Raw genomic sequence first — 14833 nt, 5'->3', positions numbered from 1 at the left:
CATCAACCTTTCGAGACGTGCACCCAACCGCCGGTCTCGCCGGCGAGCACGCCCTGGTCGGCGGGTGCCGGGCGCTGCATGGCCTTGAACAGGGTTTCGGTCGCAGTCCAGTAGGGCACGTACCACTCGCGATCGATGTCCATCACCAGCACGCGGTCGTGTGTCGCATCATAGGCGCCGATCGGCGAGACATGCGGGCCATCCCAGTCGCCGGTGACCACACCCTGATTGAAGTAGACGACGATCATGTCGTTGGCCGACTTCTCATTTTCCGTGAGCGCCTTGCGGAATGCGTCGAGCGTGGCGCTCGTATCCGGGCCGACATGTGCTGCCGAAACGGTCGCCTTGATGTCGAAGGCTTTGAGGCTTGCGTCCGTCTGGGCGACAAGATCGGCGAAGAGGACGCCATCGCCGTCCTCCTTGGTCTGCTCGCGCCATTTGCGGCTGTCGACAGCCTCCAGTAGCCCGTCCTGAGTGATCAGATTGTCCTGCGAGCCGACCGGCAGACCGCGCAATGCGTTCGTCAGCATTGCGAGCGACGCGAGCGAACAGGCGCTCGATGTCTGCTGCGGCACATAGAACGAAGCCATCGCCCAATAGTCGGGGGCCGCCGACATCCGCAGGTGGCCGTTGTCGACGGTAACCGGCACGGCCATGGGGCCGAACTTCGGTTTGCTGGTTTCCTCGGCTTGAAGTGGCTGGGCAAAGGCCATCAAACCGATAAGGGCGAGCCATCGGGCAGTTTTGTCGGACATGTCTTCCTCGTTGATCGTCGCCTGCGAGCGGGCCGCATCATTCTCTTCCGGGCAAGGCGATTATCGCAGCGCGGTAAATTTTGCCTCACCGGCTGACAAATGTGCGCGAATGACCTTATCTACGCGGCGCAAGCGGCGGGTGTCGCTTGCGCCATTCGTTTCGAGGAGCATTTGATGGCCGATCTTTCCGCCTTTCCGATTACAAAGCGCTGGCCTGCGAAGAACCCTGGTATCGTCCAGCTCTATTCCTTGCCGACGCCGAACGGTGTGAAGATCTCCATTGCGCTCGAAGAACTGGGATTGCCCTATGAGGCGCACCGGATCTCGTTCGACACCAACGATCAGAAGTCGCCGGAATTCCTGTCGCTCAACCCGAACGGTCGCATTCCCGCCATCGTCGATCCGAACGGTCCCGGTGGCGAGCCGATTGGCCTGTTCGAGTCCGGCGCTATCCTCCTCTATCTCGCGGAAAAGACGGGGAAACTTCTGCCGGCGGATGCCTCCGCGCGTTATGAGACGATCTGCTGGGTGATGTTCCAGATGGGTGGCGTCGGCCCGATGCTCGGGCAGTTCGGTCACTTCTTCAAATTCGCTGCCGACAAGGTCGCCAACAATTCCTACCCGGTCGAACGTTATCGCGATGAATCGAAGCGGTTGCTGGGCGTGCTGGAAGGCAGGCTTCAGGGGCGGCAATGGCTGATGGGCGAAGACTATACCATCGCCGATATCGCCACCTATCCCTGGGTCGAAGGCGCGCGCAGGTTCTATGGCGGCGCCGACGTGCTCGACTACGGAAGCTTCCCGAATGTGATGGCCTGGGTCGAGCGCGGTCTGGCGCGTCCGGCAGCGCAAAAGGGCATGGAAATCCCGGCCAGGGACTGAATGATCGCTGGGTATGGCCATTCGTTCGAGTTGACGAGGCTCGGGCGGAAAGGCTACGCCTTGTTGTACAGACGGATAAATGACGGGTGAGAGCGTGACCGGAAGGCTTGTTGTAATCGGTGGTGGTCAGGCCGCCTTTGCGTTGGTCGCCAAACTGCGGGCGTTGAAGGACGAAAGACCGATCACCATCGTCTCGTCCGAGGCTAGCCTGCCCTATCAGCGCCCACCTTTGTCCAAGAAGTATCTGCTTCGCGAGATGAGCCTCGACAGGCTGCTCTATCGGCCTGAGGCCTGGTACGGCGAGCACCATGTCGACATCAGACTATCGACCACCGTGACGGAACTCGACCGCGTCGCCCGCCGCGTGACGCTGAGTGACGGAACGTCGCTTGACTACGAGACGCTTGCATTTGCAACCGGCTCCACCCCACGCCGTTTGCCGGCGTCGGTCGGCGGCGACCTGGACGGTGTTTTCACAGTCCGCGATTTCAGGGATGCCGATCTCTTGGCCGAAGAGATGAAGCCCGGCAGGCGGGCGCTCGTCGTCGGCGGCGGTTATATCGGCCTCGAGGCTGCCGCGGTCGCGCGCACGCTCGGGCTCGAGGTGACGGTTATCGAGATGGCCGACCGCATCCTGCAACGCGTTGCCTCCGCCGCAACGTCGGGCATCGTGCGCGAAATTCATCGGTCGCGCGGTGTCGACGTCCGCGAGGCAACGGGCCTGAACCGGCTGACCGGCGAGAATGGTCGCGTGACCGGCGTCGAACTGTCCGACGGTTCGGTGCTGCCGGTCGATCTCGTCATCGTCGGCATCGGCGTGACCGCCAATGATCACCTGGCGCATGGGGCCGGCCTCGAAACCGCTGGCGGCATCGTTGTCGACAGCCATGGGCGGACCGCCGACCCGGCGATTTTCGCAATGGGCGATTGCGCCGTCCAGCCCTGGGACACCATGCGTATCCGCCTGGAATCGGTGCAGAATGCCGTGGATCAGGCCGAGGCGGTTGCCGCCGTCATCGCCGGCGGGACGGAGCCTTATGCGCCAAAACCCTGGTTCTGGTCGGACCAGTATGACGTGAAACTACAGATCGCCGGTTTTGGCCTCGGTCATGACGAAACCATCGTTCGTCCCGGCCAGCGCGAAGGCAGCGTTTCGGTCTGGTACTTCCGCGAGGGAAAGCTCATCGCTGTCGACGCCATTAACGATGCCAAAGCCTATGTCACCGGCAAGAAGCTGCTGGAAACCGGCATCCATCCGGACAGGTCCGTCATTGCCGATCCGCAATCGGATCTGAAGGCACTTTTGGCACAGGCTTAGCCGCACGACCGTCACGGTCTCATTGAGCCGACTTGAGATGTTCAACCACAAGGCGGTGGTGTTTCAATCTTCGTTAAGGACGAAAGCATCGTGCCGTTTCGAAACGGCGGTTGCGTTCCGACTTTCACCATTCCTTAAATGGCAGGACGCCAACAGAAGCGATGAACCGGAAGTGGGAATCCATTTTCGGACCAGAAATTTCATTTAGGCGTTTGGCGATGTTCAAGGTTCTCACATGCCTCGTGGTCGAGCATGATCTCAAGCTGGTCGTGCTCGCCGCCCTCATCTGCTTCCTCTCGAGCTACGGTGCCGTGACGTTGCTGCAGCGAGGGCGTTCATCCGCCGGCAAGGCGAGGGCGATCTGGGCGGTGGCTGCCGGCATAGCCAGCGGCTTCGGCATCTGGGCAACCCACTTCATCGCCATGCTTGCCTATGATCCGGGCGTCGTGCTCGGCTATCAGATCGATCTGACGGCCCTGTCGCTGGCAGTCGCGGTCGTTCTGACGACGATGGCACTGCTGATCGCCACCTATGCACAGGGACCTGTCTCCTGGATTATCGGCGGCATCGTTCTCGGCTTCGGTGTGGCCTGCATGCATTTCCTCGGCATGTCGGCGCTCGATGTTCCCGGCCGCATCCGCTGGGACTGGACGCTCGTTGTTGCCTCGATCGTGGCCGGATCGCTGTTCGATGTCGGCGCGCTGCGGACCATCGCGCTCGTCGATCGACCGCTGAAGGCCAAGGTTCTGGCAACGCTGTTCATGACACTCGGTATCGTTGCCTTGCACTTCACCGCCATGGGCGCCGTGACGATCGAAGCCGATTTGCTGTTGCCTGCGCCCGAGGGCATGATACAGCCGCATTTCCTGGCGTTCGTCATCGCCGGAACCGCTTTCTTCCTGCTGACGATGGTTTTGCTGGCTGCCGGCTTCGCACACCATGCCGAGCATTCGGCCGCCGCTTCCGAACGCGAATTCGTCCGTTTCGTGCGGAGCGTGAAGGATTACGCCATCTACATGCTCGACGTGAAAGGCCATGTCGCGAGCTGGAATGCCGGAGCCGAAGCCAACAAGGGCTATACCGCCGACGAAATCATCGGCAGGAATTTCGCATGCTTCTATTCGTCTGAAGACCAGCGGGTGGGCCTGCCGCAAAAGGCACTCGACGAAGCGTGCGCCAATGGCAAGTTCGAATGCGAAGGCTGGCGCTACCGCAAGGATGGCACGCGCTTCTGGGCGCATGTGGTGATCGACCCGTTCCTGCACGAGGATGGGACCCATGCGGGTTTCATCAAGATCGTCAAGGACATCACCAAGCAAAAGGTCGACGCCGATCGCATTGCCGAGGTGAGCAAGAATCTCGACATTGCGCTCGAGAACATGTCGCAGGGCATTTGCCTCTTCGACAGCGGCGACCGTCTGCTGCTGTCCAACCGCCGCTGCCGCGAGATTTTCGGCTTTTCCGAGACGCTGGCCGGAAAGGGCCTGACGTTCCACCAGATCCTCGACGAGGTTTTTGCCCGCACCTATTCCGATCCGGTAATCGCCCGGACAAAATCGGAAGAACTTTACCAGAAGCACCGCGTCGACATGGTGGGCAAGGGCGGTGGCGACATCGTCGAAAAGTTGCCGAATGGACGCTCGATCCTGACCAAGCATCGCACCCTTGCCGATGGCGGCTGGGTCAGCACCTATGAGGACATAACCGAACGCCTCGACAGCGAGGAACAGATTTCGTTCCTCGCGCGCCACGACAGCCTGACCGGCCTTCCAAACCGCCTGCAGTTCAGCAGCTACCTCGAAGAGGAACTCGACGCGGCCGCCTGGTTCTCGCGCAAGGTCGCCGTCATCGGCCTCGACCTCAACAAGTTCAAGGAAGTGAACGACCTGCACGGCCATGCAGCCGGCGACTTTGTGCTCGTCACGATCGCACAGCGAATGAAATCGTTGCTCCAGGAGGGTGAATTCGTGGCGCGCTTCGGCGGCGACGAGTTTGCCGCCGTCAAGCGCTTCGAGGACCTATCCGAGCTAAACGATTTCGTCCGCCGCATTGAAAAGAGCCTGCATGAGGAGATGCGCTTCGGCGACTTCGAGCTGAAGTCCGGCGGCAGCATGGGCGTCGCCATCTATCCGCAGGATGCCGAGACCGCCGAAACGCTGATCAACAATGCCGACCTCGCGATGTACCGTGCCAAGGCGGCGCTTAACCAGACCGTATGCTTCTACGAGGTGTCGATGGACGAGGCGGCGCGCCAAAGGCGTAGCCTGGCCAACGACCTTTGGGATGCGATCGAGAAGAAGCAGCTGGCACTGCATTACCAGGTGCAGAAGTCGGTTATGTCGGGCGACGTCATCGGCTACGAAGTGCTGCTGCGCTGGCACCATCCCGATCGCGGCATGGTGCCCCCGAACGAGTTCATTCCGCTTGCCGAAGAGTGCGGCGCGATCCTGCCGATCGGCGAATGGGTTCTGCGCGAGGCCTGCCGTGAAGCGGCAGGATGGCAAAGTGCACACAAGATCGCCGTCAATCTCTCACCGGTCCAACTCGCCAACGGCGACATCGTCAGCCTCGTGGAAGCGGTTCTTTCCGAGACCGGCCTTGACCCGAAGCGGCTCGAACTCGAGATCACCGAGTCGACGATCATCGACGACAAGGAGCGTGCGCTGCTCACTCTCCGCCAGATCAAGGAACTTGGGGTCACCATCGCGATTGACGACTTCGGCACCGGCTATTCGTCGCTCGAGACGCTGAGAGCCTTCCCGTTTGACAAGATCAAGCTCGACAAGAGCTTCATGTGGGAAGTCGAGGCAAGCCCGCAGGCAAAGGCAATTGTCCGTGCCATCCTCGCTCTCGGGCAGAGCCTATCCGTTCCCGTTCTGGCCGAAGGCGTCGAGACACAGACGCAGCTCGATATCCTGCAGGCGGAAGGCTGTGACGAAGCGCAAGGCTACCTGCTCGGCCGGCCGGCGCCGATCTCGAGCCTCGTTTCCGGGCGGTCCAAGGTGGCGGCCGCCTGAGGGGAGCCGTTGCGTCTTACCCTCGGGAATGCCGCTCCCGCGGCTGCCAAGCCGTCCGAAAATGACGAGACGCGCCTACTGGCGCAGCAGAGCCTTGCCTGCGCCTTCGACGAGGAAGCGTGGGAAGAAGAAGATGCCGTGGATCGTGCCTGAGTAGCGCTCCTCGAGGCCCGAGGATTCGCCGATGCAGAACACCGGCTGCTTGTGGCCGGATTCGAGGCTGATCGTTGTGGAGAAGCAGAAGGACGAGCAGCTGGTTGCCGCCTGCTCGAAAAGCTCCAGCACGTGATTGCGGTCGGCCGGGTCGTAGCAGCGAACGAAATTGAGCAGCCCGCATTCGCTCTCGTTGAGGCCATGGATGGCCGATGCCTTTTCGCCGAGCTGGAACAGGCCCGTCGACAGGTCTCCCGACCAGCGTTCGGACACGCAGAACTGCTCCAGGAATTCCTGATGCGGAAGCCCGGAATGCATTTGTCCCGGGACACCGAGGGGAACTGAATTTGTTCTCGTGATCTTAAACACGGTCTACCCCAGCACGGCCCCTGGCGACTGTCGTTGTGCGACCAGGCAGGCACATCCCCACTATACAACCCTCGCCAGCCATCACCCCATAGGAAGAAGAACACGCACGATAAGTCGTTTGCGTCTTTCTGTACGGAAAGGTCACCAAACTGTGACGTAGCTCGCCAAGCGAAATGATTTCGCAGGAAAGGCCGGCTTAATTTGCGATTAAATACTTATATGCTTTGCGTGATATTCTCAAAGAGAGCTTGGACATACAGTTAATATGAAAAGTTTGAGCGATTTTTCGCTCTCTTTAGGCCCGCCATCCAGTCTCTCGTGAATCTCTGTCCACTTGGGGCGTTGTTATAGTTCGTTTTTTTTCGACTTCAACGCTTTTTTAGTGCTGCTGCAGTCGCCGGGTATTTTTTCCTGAGGACAGCTTTGACGTGCGCGTGATGCGCGACCCATCAACGCCTACAAAAACAAGAAAGGGCGACCCGAGGGTCGCCCTTTCCGATCCGAATGGATCATCGTGGATCTGCTTGAACAGGTCCGCGACAAGGCTGGCGCCTTATCACATCATGTCCATGCCGCCCGTTCAGCGCGCTTGACGCGCTGAACCGCTCTTAGTGCATGGGCGAAGCTTTATGGACAGTGCTGCGATTAAGGCTGGCGCCTTATCACATCATGTCCATGCCGCCCATGCCGCCCATGCCGCCCGGCATTGACGGAGCGTCCTTCTTCGGCAGTTCGGCGATCATGGCTTCCGTCGTGACGAGGAGGCCAGCAACCGAAGCTGCGTCCTGAAGGGCGGTGCGAACGACCTTGACCGGGTCGATGATGCCCATGGCGATCATGTCGCCATACTCGCCGGTCTGGGCGTTGTAGCCGAAGTTGTCCTGGTCCTTGTCGAGGATCTTGCCGACAACGATCGAAGCTTCGTCACCAGCGTTCTCGGCGATCTGGCGGGCCGGAGCCTGCAGAGCGCGACGAACGATGTTGATGCCGGCTTCCTGGTCGTCGTTCACACCCTTGACGGTGATCTTGACGGAAGAACGCAGCAGGGCAACGCCGCCGCCCGGTACGATGCCTTCCTGAACAGCAGCGCGCGTCGCGTTCAGAGCGTCGTCGATGCGGTCCTTCTTTTCCTTAACTTCGACTTCCGTCGAGCCGCCAACGCGGATCACGGCAACGCCGCCAGCGAGCTTGGCAAGACGTTCCTGCAGCTTTTCGCGGTCGTAGTCAGAAGTGGTGTCTTCGATCTGAGCCTTGATCTGGGCAACGCGGCCTTCGATGTCGCTCTTCTGGCCAGCACCATCGACGATGGTGGTGTTTTCCTTGGAGATCGAAACCTTCTTCGCACGGCCGAGCATGTCGAGCGTGACGTTTTCGAGCTTGATGCCGAGGTCTTCGGAGATCACGGTACCACCGGTCAGGATGGCGATGTCTTCGAGCATGGCCTTGCGGCGATCGCCGAAGCCCGGAGCCTTGACAGCAGCGATCTTCAGGCCGCCACGCAGCTTGTTGACGACGAGCGTAGCAAGAGCTTCGCCTTCGACGTCTTCAGCGATGATGAGGAGCGGCTTGCCGGTCTGAACGACAGCTTCGAGAACCGGGAGCATGGCCTGCAGGTTCGAGAGCTTCTTCTCGTGGAGGAGAACGTAGACGTCGTCGAGGTCAGCAACCATCTTTTCCGGGTTGGTGACGAAGTACGGCGACAGGTAGCCGCGGTCGAACTGCATGCCTTCGACGACTTCGAGTTCGGTTTCGGCGGTCTTGGCTTCTTCAACCGTGATGACGCCTTCGTTGCCGACCTTCTGCATTGCTTCAGCAATGTCGAGGCCGATCTGACGCTCGCCGTTGGCCGAGATCGTGCCAACCTGTGCAACTTCTTCCGAAGTGTTGATCTTCTTGGCCTTGGCCTGGAGATCCTTGACGACTTCGGTGACAGCGAGGTCGATGCCGCGCTTCAGGTCCATCGGGTTCATGCCGGCAGCAACGGCCTTGGCGCCTTCGCGAACGATCGCCTGGGCCAGAACGGTTGCAGTCGTGGTGCCGTCGCCGGCGATGTCGTTGGTCTTCGAAGCAACTTCGCGGACCATCTGGGCGCCCATGTTTTCGAACTTGTCTTCGAGTTCGATTTCCTTGGCGACCGATACGCCGTCCTTGGTGATGCGCGGAGCGCCGAAGGACTTGTCGATGATGACGTTACGACCCTTCGGGCCGAGCGTGACCTTTACGGCGTCAGCGAGGATATCGACGCCACGCAGCATCTTTTCGCGCGCGGTGCGGCCGAATTTAATTTCTTTTGCAGCCATTTGAGAAAACTCCCGGGCTCATTGCCCATTGGTTGTCATGGAAAGGTGTGGACGACGGCTGATCAGCCGATGATGCCCATGATGTCGGCTTCCTTCATGATGAGAAGGTCTTCGCCGTTGATCTTGACTTCGGTGCCCGACCACTTGCCGAACAGAACGCGGTCGCCAGCCTTGACGTCGAGAGCAACAACCTTGCCGCTTTCGTCACGGGCGCCCGAGCCAACAGCGACGATTTCGCCTTCCTGCGGCTTTTCCTTAGCGGTGTCCGGAATGATGATGCCGCCCTTTGTCTTTTCCTCAGACTCGACGCGGCGGACGACAACGCGGTCGTGCAGCGGGCGGAAATTGGTGCTTGCCATTAGTCTAATCCCTCGATCAAATGACATTACGGATCGCTCATCGACCCGATGGATGGGTGTTAGCACTCTCATTTGTCGAGTGCTAGCGAGGCCGAGATAAGGCTGGGTCCGGTGTGAGTCAAGGATTGGCCGTTCAAAAAATTTCAGACGACATGGTTATCGGCGGCGCATGAAAGGCAACGAACGGCGGCCGAGCCGGAAGGTTCGCTTGCCTATTGCATGAAGCCGTCGGAATTTGGGCAAGTCGGTCCCGAAAATCGTGCCTGGTGCGGAGGTCCGGTCCGCTCGCCATTTCGGCCCTTGGTTCCGCGGTTTACATCCGACGTCTGATAGACTGCGAGCCGCCTTCTCGGTGCGTACAGCGAGCGGGCGTCGAATCCTTGGGAATGGCGGCGTTTTTCGTGGGCCGAGGCTTGTATTCTCGCCCCTTCCTTGCCATGCAAGCCGGAAACCGAGTTTGCAGGAAGCCCGCATGGCCGCAAGGATCAACAGTTTTCGGGAAATCGCAGGGCGCTACGACGTCGTGCTCTGTGACGTCTGGGGTGTTCTCCACAACGGCGTCCAGGCGTTTGCGTCGGCCTGTGAAGCCTTGGCGGAAGCGCGGGCTGCCGGGTTGACGGTCGTTCTGATCACCAATTCGCCCCGGCCGAGTCCGAGCGTCAAGGTGCAGATTCGCGGGCTTGGCGTTCCCGACGAAGCCTATGATCGCATCGTGACATCAGGCGATGTGACCCGCACGTTGATCGCTGCGGCCGAAAAGAAGATCTTCTTCATCGGCGCCGAACGCGATCTGCCGCTGCTCGAAGGTCTCGGAACCGAAATCGTCTCGTCGGAAGATGCCAAGACCGTCGTCTGCGCCGGCTTCTACGACGATGAAACCGAAACGCCGGAGCACTACCGTGCGACCTTGACCGGCCTTGCCAAGCGCAAGATCCCCTTCATCTGCGCCAACCCGGACCTGGTGGTCGAGCGCGGACATCGACTGATCCCCTGCGCTGGCGCCATTGCCAAGCTGTATGAAGAACTGGGCGGCGAAGCGCGCATTGCCGGAAAGCCCTACATCGCCATCTACCGCGCCGCGCTGACGGAGGCCAAGGCCGTTCGCGGCGGGCTCGATCTGTCGCGTATCATTGCCATCGGCGACGGCATGCCGACCGACGTCAAGGGCGCCCAGGATGCCGGCTTCGACCTGCTCTACATCAGCGCCGGCATTCACGCGCAGGAATACATGAACGAAAGCCGGACCGACGAGGCGAAGCTCGCTGCCTTCCTGAAAAAGGAAGGCGCCTCGCCGAAGTGGTGGATGCCGAGGCTCGCCTGACGGGAAGACTGAGATGACGGTTTTTCATCGCAACGAGACCCGCGATCCGCTGCCCGAGCGTCTGCGCGGCGGCGTTGTCGCCATCGGCAATTTCGACGGTGTTCACCGCGGCCATCAATCCGTGCTGGAACGGGCGCTGGACGAAGCCAAGACCCGGGGCGTGCCCGCGCTGGTGCTGACCTTCGAGCCGCATCCGCGCACCGTCTTCCGGCCGGACACGCCGGTGTTCCGACTGACGCCCGCGCCCTTGAAGGCCCGCATCCTTGAAGGCATGGGGTTTGGCGCCGTCATCGAATATCCGTTCGACCGCACCTTCTCCGAACTCTCCGCTTCCGATTTCATCCATCGGGTCCTCCTGGAATGGCTGCATGCCTCGCATGTGGTTACCGGCTTCGACTTTCATTTCGGCAAGGGCCGTGAAGGCGGTCCGGCCTTCCTGATGGCTGCGGGCGGCGACAACGGTTTTGGCGTCACTCTGGTTGATGCCTTCCGCGACGAGAACGCCTCGGTGATCTCCTCGAGCTTCATTCGCTCGTTGCTCGGGCAGGGTGACGTTTCCCATGCCGCCGGTTTGCTCGGCTATCGCTACACGGTCGAGGCCGAGGTGATCGACGGCAAGAAGCTCGGACGCACGCTCGGCTATCCCACCGCCAATATGCGACTGCCCCCGGAAGTCGAGCTTAAGGCCGGCATCTATGCGGTGCGCTTCCGCCGGGCCGACGGCTCGTTGCATGATGGTGTCGCGAGCTTTGGCCGGCGCCCGACCGTCGACAGCGACGGCGAGGCTCTGCTCGAGACCTTCGTCTTCGATTTTTCCGGCGATCTCTATGGCGAAGTCTGTTCGGTTTCGTTCTTCGGTCACCTGCGCGACGAGCTGAAGTTCGACGGGCTCGATCCGCTGGTGACCCAGATCCGGCAGGACGAGGAAGAGGCGAGGGCGTTGCTCTCCGGCGTTGCGCCCTTGAGCGACATCGACCGCCGGATCAGCTTCGCTTGAAAGAAATCCGCCGCGCCGAAGCGGCGGACCTTTTCAAAAGGCCGAAAACGCCTTAAACAACCGGCCACCATGACCCGGCACCGTCGACTGCCCATCGATCAGCGAATTATTGGCCCGGCTTTCCGCGCGCACTAGGCCGCCGGAAGGTCCGGGATTTCGGCGTTTCCGACGCCCCAGTCATTTCTAGAGCGCCGCGCGTCTCCTGGATGCGCCAAGGTCGCTCTGAAACTTTGAAGCTGCGCATGATCCCTTCCGAAAATCGATCCGGATTTCGGGGTTATGCGCCAGATACCACCCTTTCGCATGCGCGATGATCCGCGCGGAAAAGATGATTGCAAAGACCATGACAGAGACCGCTGAGAAGATCGACTATTCCTCCACCCTCTACCTGCCGCAGACGGAGTTTCCGATGCGCGCCGGCCTGCCGCAGAAGGAGCCGGAAGCAGTTGCCCGCTGGCAGAAGATGGGCCTCTACAAGAAGCTGCGTGCCTCGGCCGCCGGTCGCGAGAAATTCGTGCTGCATGACGGCCCTCCCTATGCCAACGGCAACATCCATATCGGCCACGCGCTGAACAAGATCCTCAAGGATGTCATCAACCGCTCGTTCCAGATGCGCGGCTTCGACGCCAACTACGTGCCGGGCTGGGATTGCCATGGCCTTCCGATCGAATGGAAGATCGAGGAGAAGTATCGCGAAAAGGGCCAGAACAAGGACGAGGTTCCGGTCAATGAATTCCGTAGGGAATGCCGCGACTTTGCCGCCGGCTGGATCCAGATCCAGGCGGAAGAGTTCAAGCGTCTTGGCATCGAGGGCGACTTCGACAATCCCTACACGACGATGAACTTCCACGCCGAAGCGCGCATCGCCGGCGAACTGATGAAGATCGCCAAGATGGGCCAGCTCTATCGCGGCTCCAAGCCGGTGATGTGGTCGGTCGTCGAGCGCACGGCGCTGGCCGAAGCCGAAGTCGAATATGCCGATGTCGAAAGCGACATGATCTGGGTGAAATTCCCGGTCACCGAAGGTGCGGCAGATCTGGCCGGTACCTTCGTCGTGATCTGGACGACCACGCCCTGGACCATCCCGGGCAACCGCGCCATTGCCTTCTCGTCGCGCTACGCCTACGGCCTCTATGAAGTTGCGACCGCCGAGAACGACTTCGGACCGCAGCCCGGCGAGAAGCTGATCTTCGCCAAGCGCCTGGCCGACGAGTCCGCTGCCAAGGCCAAGCTCACCTTCAATTTCGTCCGCGACATCGAAGGCGCCGAACTGGCGGCCGTCACCTGCGCCCATCCGTTGCATGGCCTCGGTGGCGGTTACGCCTTCAAGGTGCCGCTGCTCGACGGCGACCATGTGACCGACGATGCCGGCACTGGCTTCGTGCACACGGCGCCCAGCCACGGCCGCGAGGACTTTGACGCCTGGATGGACAATGCCCGCGCGCTTGAAGCCCGTGGCATCTCCTCGGCGATCCCGTTCACCGTCGACGACGCCGGCTACTTTACCGCTGATGCCCACGGCTTCGGCCCGGACGCCGAAGGCGGCGCCGGCCGCGTGCTTGACGACAAGGGCAAGAAGGGCGACGCCAATGATCGCGTGATCAAGGCGCTGATCGCCCGCCATGCGCTGTTTGCACGCGGCCGCCTGAAGCATTCCTATCCGCATTCCTGGCGCTCCAAGAAGCCGGTGATCTTCCGCAACACGCCGCAGTGGTTCGTCTACATGGACAAGGGCTTCGGCGACGGCACGACGCTGCGCTCGCGCGCGCTGTCTGCCATCGACGACACCCGCTTCGTGCCGGGTGCCGGCCAAAACCGCCTGCGTGCCATGATCGAGGGCCGTCCGGACTGGGTGCTCTCGCGTCAGCGCGCCTGGGGCGTGCCGATCGCGATCTTTGCCGGCGAGCAGGGCGAGATCCTGGTCGACGAAGCGGTCAACGCCCGCATTCTGGAAGCCTTTGAGCAGGAAGGTGCGGACGCCTGGTTTGCCGAAGGTGCCAAGGACCGCTTCCTCGGCAATGACCACGACCACGAAAAGTGGCACCAGGTCATGGACATTCTCGACGTCTGGTTTGATTCAGGCTCGACGCATACGTTCACACTTGAAGATCGTCCTGATCTGAAGTGGCCGGCCGACGTCTATCTCGAAGGCTCCGACCAGCATCGCGGCTGGTTCCACTCGTCGCTGCTCGAATCCTGCGCGACGCGCGGTCGTGCGCCCTACAACGCCGTTGTCACCCATGGTTTCACCATGGATGAGAAGGGCGAGAAGATGTCGAAGTCGAAGGGCAACACCGTCACCCCGCAGGAAGTGATGAAGGACGCCGGCGCCGATATCCTGCGCCTCTGGGTGATGACCACGGACTATTGGGAAGATCAGCGCCTCGGCAAGACGATCATCCAGACCAACATCGACGCCTATCGCAAGCTGCGCAACACCATCCGCTGGATGCTGGGCACGCTGGCGCACGACAAGGGCGAGGAGATCGCCTACGCCGAGCTGCCCGAGCTGGAAAAGCTGATGCTGCACCGCCTGGCCGAGCTCGATCAGGTCGTTCGCGAAGGTTATGATGCGTTCGACTTCAAGCGGATCGCCCGCTCGCTGATCGATTTCTCGAACGTCGAGCTTTCCGCCTTCTATTTCGACGTGCGCAAGGATGCGCTCTATTGCGACGCACCCTCGAGCCTTCGTCGCCGCTCGGCGCTCGCCGTCATCCGCAAGCTGTTCGATAGCCTCGTGCTGTGGCTGGCGCCGATGCTGCCCTTCACCTGCGAAGAAGCCTGGCTGTCGCGCAATCCCGACGCGGTCTCTGTTCATCTCGAACAGTTCCCGGCAATCCCGGCGGAATGGAAGAACGACGCTCTCGAGGCGAAGTGGGAAAAGATCCGCGCTGTCCGCACGGTCGTCACGGGTGCGCTGGAAATCGAACGTCGCGAAAAGCGCATCGGTTCGTCGCTTGAGGCTGCTCCGGTCGTCTACATCGCCGACCCGGAGCTGTTGAAGGCGCTCGAAGGCGAAGATTTCGCCGAGATCTGCATCACCTCGTCGATCACGGTGGACGCGGGCGAGGGCCCTGCCGACGCCTTCCGTCTGCCTGAGGTCGCCAAGGTCAGTGTCGTGCCTAAGGCGGCTGTCGGCCGCAAGTGCGCCCGCTCCTGGCGGATCACCACCGATGTCGGTTCAGACGCGCTCTACCCTGAGGTGTCTGCCCGTGATGCTGCCGCACTTCGGGAACTTGGCTTCAAGGCTTAAGGGATCATTTGCCGGATGAATTGCGCTTGCCGCATTCATCCGGTAAAACCTGCCCGAAATTTGGCGGATTTATCCGCCATGGGCGCTGAGTGGCCGCGCACGTGACGGT

10 protein-coding genes are annotated in these 14833 nt (G+C 61.0%); 6 read left to right on the top strand and 4 right to left on the bottom strand.

Going from position 1 to position 14833, the window contains the following annotated elements:
* Positions 1–2: 2 nt before the first annotated feature.
* Positions 3–755 carry a phytochelatin synthase family protein gene (locus BLJAPNOD_RS19595; protein ID WP_115420869.1) on the bottom strand — a complete coding sequence of 251 codons (753 nt, stop codon included), beginning with the start codon at positions 753–755 and terminating at the stop codon, positions 3–5.
* A gap of 174 nt (positions 756–929) precedes the next feature.
* On the opposite strand from BLJAPNOD_RS19595, the gene BLJAPNOD_RS19590 reads away from it, so the two are divergent.
* The 3 genes from BLJAPNOD_RS19590 to BLJAPNOD_RS19580 all read left to right on the top strand — a co-directional run bounded on the left by BLJAPNOD_RS19590 (position 930) and on the right by BLJAPNOD_RS19580 (position 5972).
* Positions 930–1637 (top strand): glutathione binding-like protein, encoded by a 708-nt coding sequence (locus BLJAPNOD_RS19590; protein WP_077504402.1) that lies wholly within the window; start codon positions 930–932, stop codon positions 1635–1637.
* Positions 1638–1731: 94 nt separating this feature from the next.
* Positions 1732–2955 (top strand): FAD-dependent oxidoreductase, encoded by a 1224-nt coding sequence (locus BLJAPNOD_RS19585; RefSeq protein ID WP_115421377.1) that lies wholly within the window; start codon positions 1732–1734, stop codon positions 2953–2955.
* A 218-nt stretch (positions 2956–3173) separates the two neighbouring features.
* Entirely contained in the window at positions 3174–5972 is a 2799-nt protein-coding gene (locus tag BLJAPNOD_RS19580) for an EAL domain-containing protein (RefSeq protein ID WP_115420868.1), read from the top strand.
* 75 nt (positions 5973–6047) lie between these two features.
* On the opposite strand, the gene BLJAPNOD_RS19575 is transcribed toward BLJAPNOD_RS19580, so the two are convergent.
* From BLJAPNOD_RS19575 to groES, 3 genes are all read right to left on the bottom strand, one after another.
* Positions 6048–6494 carry a hypothetical protein gene (locus BLJAPNOD_RS19575; protein ID WP_115420867.1) on the bottom strand — a complete coding sequence of 149 codons (447 nt, stop codon included), beginning with the start codon at positions 6492–6494 and terminating at the stop codon, positions 6048–6050.
* A 662-nt stretch (positions 6495–7156) separates the two neighbouring features.
* Positions 7157–8794 carry a chaperonin GroEL gene (groL, locus tag BLJAPNOD_RS19570; RefSeq protein WP_077504224.1) on the bottom strand — a complete coding sequence of 546 codons (1638 nt, stop codon included), beginning with the start codon at positions 8792–8794 and terminating at the stop codon, positions 7157–7159.
* Between the two features lie 62 nt (positions 8795–8856).
* On the bottom strand, positions 8857–9153 hold the full coding sequence (gene groES, locus BLJAPNOD_RS19565) for a co-chaperone GroES (RefSeq protein WP_004675403.1): 297 nt from the start codon (positions 9151–9153) through the stop codon (positions 8857–8859).
* Between the two features lie 472 nt (positions 9154–9625).
* On the opposite strand from groES, the gene BLJAPNOD_RS19555 reads away from it, so the two are divergent.
* From BLJAPNOD_RS19555 to ileS, 3 genes are all read left to right on the top strand, one after another.
* A complete protein-coding gene (locus BLJAPNOD_RS19555) occupies positions 9626–10474 on the top strand; it encodes a TIGR01459 family HAD-type hydrolase (protein WP_115421376.1) in 849 nt (282 codons plus the stop codon).
* Positions 10475–10487: 13 nt separating this feature from the next.
* Positions 10488–11471: a bifunctional riboflavin kinase/FAD synthetase gene (locus tag BLJAPNOD_RS19550; RefSeq protein WP_115420866.1), complete on the top strand. Its 984-nt coding sequence runs from the start codon at positions 10488–10490 to the stop codon at positions 11469–11471.
* Between the two features lie 343 nt (positions 11472–11814).
* On the top strand, positions 11815–14724 hold the full coding sequence (gene ileS / locus BLJAPNOD_RS19545) for an isoleucine--tRNA ligase (RefSeq protein ID WP_115421375.1): 2910 nt from the start codon (positions 11815–11817) through the stop codon (positions 14722–14724).
* The last annotated feature ends 109 nt before the right edge of the window (positions 14725–14833 follow it).

The sequence above is a fragment of the Ensifer sp. M14 genome (assembly GCF_003355565.1).
Taxonomy (GTDB): domain Bacteria; phylum Pseudomonadota; class Alphaproteobacteria; order Rhizobiales; family Rhizobiaceae; genus Ensifer.
Note: the sequence above shows the minus strand (reverse complement) of the source record. Positions and strands in the feature narration are given on the sequence as shown.

Bases quoted from the DNA above. Each gene is read 5' to 3' on its own strand.
- BLJAPNOD_RS19595 (WP_115420869.1), bottom strand. From the start codon at position 755: ATGTCCGACAAAACTGCCCGATGGCTCGCCCTTATCGGTTTGATGGCC.
- BLJAPNOD_RS19555 (WP_115421376.1), top strand. From the start codon at position 9,626: ATGGCCGCAAGGATCAACAGTTTTCGGGAAATCGCAGGGCGCTACGAC.
- groL (WP_077504224.1), bottom strand. From the start codon at position 8,794: ATGGCTGCAAAAGAAATTAAATTCGGCCGCACCGCGCGCGAAAAGATG.
- BLJAPNOD_RS19580 (WP_115420868.1), top strand. From the start codon at position 3,174: ATGTTCAAGGTTCTCACATGCCTCGTGGTCGAGCATGATCTCAAGCTG.
- BLJAPNOD_RS19590 (WP_077504402.1), top strand. From the start codon at position 930: ATGGCCGATCTTTCCGCCTTTCCGATTACAAAGCGCTGGCCTGCGAAG.
- groES (WP_004675403.1), bottom strand. From the start codon at position 9,153: ATGGCAAGCACCAATTTCCGCCCGCTGCACGACCGCGTTGTCGTCCGC.
- BLJAPNOD_RS19550 (WP_115420866.1), top strand. From the start codon at position 10,488: ATGACGGTTTTTCATCGCAACGAGACCCGCGATCCGCTGCCCGAGCGT.
- ileS (WP_115421375.1), top strand. From the start codon at position 11,815: ATGACAGAGACCGCTGAGAAGATCGACTATTCCTCCACCCTCTACCTG.